We start from the raw sequence: 4,125 nt of genomic DNA, 5'->3' as shown, positions 1-4,125 counted from the left end.
CCGCGCTTTCCACCACACCCACGTTGACGCTGCGGCTCTTAATGGTGGTTTTACCGGCTTCGATGCCTTCCGCATTTTCGGTAATCAGCGTCACTTCCGGGCCCTGATGGCTGAAGTGATAAAAAAGAATCCATCCGCCGATTAACAGCGTGACAATGGGTACAATCCAGACCGGTGACCAGCGTTTAATCTGGTCGACCTTAGCAGTCCCGTGATGGTTGTCCGTCAAGACGCGGCTCCTTACGTTCAGTTTCTCGTTGTCGATCCCACAGCAGGCGCGGATCAAAGGTCATGGCGGCGAACAGCGTGAGAATCACCACCATGGCAAACAGCAGCGCACCCGGCGCAGGATACACACTCATCAGCCTTCCCATCCGCACCAGCGCAGAGAGAACGGCGATAACAAACACATCAATCATTGACCAGCGGCCAACGAACTCAACCACCTCATAAATCACGTGCATCTTTTCATCATCGCGCCCGCCACGTCCGCTGCCGTGCCAGCACAGCCAGGCAATCGCCAGCATTTTCAGCGAAGGCACCATGATACTGGCGATGAAGATCACCAGCGCTACCGGCCACGAACCGTCGCTCCACAGCAAAATTACCCCGGCCATAATGTTCGAGGGATATTGCGAACCGAGCGTTTCGGTCACCATGATCGGCATGATGTTGGAGGGAATATAGAGCATCACTGAGGTAATCAGCAGCGCCAGCGTCCATTGCAAGCTGTTCTTACGGCGCGCATGCGCCTTCACACCACAACGCGGGCACGCCAGTTGGTCGGCGGGCAGAATAGCGGTGCAACAAGGACAGCTGCGCAAACCCTGCTTTAAGCCGCTAACACCGGCCAGCGGCACTTTTGGTAGCGGCGGCAACGGATCGATACGTTGCCACACCCAGCGGCGATCAACACATTGAAACGCCCGAAGATGCAGCACGCAGAACAGACACCACGGCCAGAAGCTGCTGCCGAGGCCAATTTCACCGTACGCCATCAGCTTAACGAAACTGACCAGCACGCCAGCCATAAAGATTTCCGCCATGCCCCAGCTACGCAGCTGAAACAGCACGCGCGCCAACCCAAGCCGCAGGTTATGCGGCATGCGAACGTTATTGACCAGCAGGATAATGGTGATCATGCAGAAGGCGGGAATGCCCTGCACAAACAGCAGAAACAGTGTGGCCAGGCTGCGGTAATCTTCGCGATCCATCACCTGCGGGATTTCGAGCAGCGATATCTGGCTGCTCAATCCCGCGACGTGCATATTGATGAAAGGAAACAGATTGGCCAGCACCAGCATAAACAGCGCCGAAAGGGCGTAGCCGGTCGGACGTCGACGCGGCTCCTGCCAGTTGGCTTGCAGCGTGGTGTGACAACGCGGGCAACGCGCACGGCTGCCGACCGGTACAGCGGGCAGCTTTACTGTTAAATCACACTGTGGACAAAGACTCCACTGATGCGCTTGATCCGCTGCACACATGCTGACTCCTTCCGATTACGCGCCGTTTTTCAGCGCTTCCAGCTCTTCCCAACGTTCAAACGCCACTTCCAGTTCCTGTTCGGTTTGCGCTAACGCATCCAGAACCGGCTGGGTTTTATCGTGTGGCTGGCTGAAGAAGTCCGGGTGACTCATTTTGGCCTGCAACTCACCGATGCGGGTTTCCAGCTGCTCCAGTTTTTGCGGCAGCTGTTCCAGTTCACGTGCCAGGTTATAGCTTAGCTTGTTGGCTGGACGTTTGGCGGCGTCACTTTTCTCTGCAGTTTTCGCCGGTGCAGCTGATTTGGCCTGTGAGGCTTTACCCTGCTTATACGCGGCGCGCTGCTGCTGAGCATCGTGATAGCCACCAACAAAGGTACCGATTTCGCCGTTGCCTTCGAAGATCCAGCACTCGGTCACGGTATTGTCGACGAATTGACGATCGTGGCTCACCAGCATCACGGTGCCCTGATAACCATCCACCAGCTCTTCCAACAGCTCCAGCGTTTCAACGTCGAGGTCGTTGGTCGGTTCATCGAGAATCAGCAGGTTGCTTGGCTTGAGGAACAGACGCGCCAACAGCAGGCGGTTACGCTCACCGCCGGACAAGGCGCGCACCGGCGTCATGGCGCGTTTCGGATGGAACAGGAAGTCCTGCAGGTAACCGAGCACGTGGCGCGGTTTACCGTTGACCATCACTTCCTGCTTACCTTCAGCGAGGTTATCCATTACGGTACGATCCGGATCCAGCTCAGCGCGGTGCTGATCGAAGTAAGCGATTTCCAGTTTAGTACCGCAGTGCACGCGGCCGCTGTCGGCTTTCAGCTGATCCAGCATCAAACGCAGCAAGGTGGTTTTACCGCAACCGTTCGGGCCGATCAGGGCGATTTTGTCGCCGCGCTGTACCTGAGTTGAGAAGTCTTTCACCAGGGTTTTGCCACCCACGCTGTAATTGACATCTTCCATCTCAAACACGATTTTGCCGGAACGGGCCGCTTCGCCGACCTGCATATTGGCTTTGCCCATCACTTCACGGCGTGCAGAGCGCTCGTTACGCAGCGCTTTCAAGGCACGTACACGGCCTTCGTTACGCGTGCGGCGCGCTTTGATGCCCTGACGGATCCACACTTCTTCCTGCGCCAGCTTGCGGTCGAACTCGGCGTTCTGCATCTCTTCGACACGCAGCGCTTCTTCTTTGCCGGTCAGGAACAGATCGTAGTTGCCCGGCCAGGAAACCAGCTTGCCGCGATCGAGATCGACAATACGCGTTGCCATGTTGCGGATAAATGAACGGTCATGCGAGATGAACACGATGCTGCCGCTAAAGGTCTTGAGGAACGTTTCCAGCCAGTCGATGGTTTCGATATCGAGGTGGTTCGTCGGTTCGTCGAGCATCAGCACGCGCGGGTTGCTCACCAGCGCGCGGCCCAATGCCGCTTTACGCAGCCAGCCGCCGGAGAGCGAGGACAACTCGGTATCCGCATCCAGACCAATCTGCAGCAGCACGTCGTTGATACGGCTATCCAGCTGCCACAGATTCTGGTGGTCGAGAATAGTTTGCAGACGCCCCATCTCGTTGAGGTTCTTCTCGCTCGGATCTTCCATCACCAGATGGGAAATCGCGTGATAAGCCTTGAGATGCTCAGCCTGCTCGGCCACGCCTTCGGCAACGAAGTCGTAAACCGAGCCGGTAATGTTGCGTGGCGGATCCTGTTGCAGACGCGCCACCACCAAATCCTGCTCATAAATGATGCGACCATCATCCAGCGGCTGTTCGCCGTTGATGATTTTCATCAGCGTCGATTTACCGGCGCCGTTACGGCCAACCAGACAGACGCGTTCGCCTTCTTCGATATGCAGTTCGGTGTTATCCAACAGCGGCGCATCGCTGAACGAGAGGTAAGCGCCATGGATACTGATCAGTGACATAAAACTTATTCCTTACCGGCCTGGCTAACCAGCCAGCAGTTGTGAATTTGACGGTTGCGCGCGAAATCCTGCGACAGCGTTTTTTGGGTAATTTCCTGCGCCTGCAGACCCAGACGCTCTAAGCCGTCGAGATCCATTTTGAAGCCGCGCTTATTGTTGGAGAACATAATGGTGCCACCGCGACGCAGCAGACGTTTCAGGTTCTGCATCAGCATCATGTGATCGCGCTGCACGTCGAAATCATCTTCCATGCGCTTAGAGTTAGAGAACGTCGGTGGATCGATAAAGATCAAATCGAACTGTTCGTCACTCTCGCGCAACCAGCTCAGGCAATCTGCATGCATCAGGCGGTGCTGACGGCCGGTTAAACCGTTGAGACGCAGGTTGCGCTCGGCCCACTCCAGATAAGTACGCGACATATCCACGGTGGTGGTGGTTTTCGCGCCACCCAAACCGGCGTGCACGCTGGCGGTACCGGTATAAGCAAACAGGTTGAGGAAATCTTTGCCTGCGCTCATTTTGCCCAGCATCTGGCGCGCGATACGGTGATCGAGGAACAAACCAGTATCCAGATAATCGGTGAGATTCACCAGCAGACGCGCATCAAATTCCTGCACTTCGAAGAAATCGCCCTTCTCGCCCAGCTTTTGATACTGGCTTTTGCCTTTCTGGCGCTCGCGGGTTTTCATCACCAGACGATTCGCCGGGATCTCCA

The 4,125-nt window shown here is 56.2% G+C and carries 3 protein-coding genes and 1 pseudogene; all 4 read right to left on the bottom strand.

Translation table 11 applies throughout. From position 1 onward, the window contains the following. A pseudogene (locus tag RTY00_RS21085) lies at positions 1 to 229 on the bottom strand (paraquat-inducible protein B); the annotation flags it as partial. Further along, the gene (gene pqiA, locus RTY00_RS21080; RefSeq protein WP_312666014.1) at positions 201 to 1,484 is read right to left on the bottom strand and encodes a membrane integrity-associated transporter subunit PqiA; all 1,284 of its coding nucleotides are present in this window, start codon (positions 1,482 to 1,484) and stop codon (positions 201 to 203) included. The pseudogene RTY00_RS21085 and the gene pqiA, both read right to left, overlap by 29 nt. Before the next feature lie 15 nt (positions 1,485 to 1,499). Continuing rightward, positions 1,500 to 3,410, bottom strand: coding sequence for an ABC transporter ATP-binding protein (locus RTY00_RS21075; protein WP_176970851.1), 1,911 nt, complete (start codon positions 3,408 to 3,410; stop codon positions 1,500 to 1,502). A 5-nt stretch (positions 3,411 to 3,415) separates the two neighbouring features. Then, the coding region (locus tag RTY00_RS21070; RefSeq protein ID WP_312666011.1) for a class I SAM-dependent methyltransferase at positions 3,416 to 4,125 on the bottom strand (710 nt) is incomplete at its 5' end.

Source organism: Pantoea sp. CTOTU49201, assembly GCF_032054795.1.
Taxonomy (GTDB): domain Bacteria; phylum Pseudomonadota; class Gammaproteobacteria; order Enterobacterales; family Enterobacteriaceae; genus Pantoea; species Pantoea symbiotica.
The sequence above is the reverse complement of the archived record's forward strand: the minus strand, read 5'-3'. Positions and strand labels throughout refer to the sequence as shown.

Excerpts from the sequence above, each read along its gene's own strand:
- pqiA (WP_312666014.1), bottom strand. The coding sequence starts at position 1,484 with ATGTGTGCAGCGGATCAAGCGCATCAGTGGAGTCTTTGTCCACAGTGT.
- RTY00_RS21075 (WP_176970851.1), bottom strand. The coding sequence starts at position 3,410 with ATGTCACTGATCAGTATCCATGGCGCTTACCTCTCGTTCAGCGATGCG.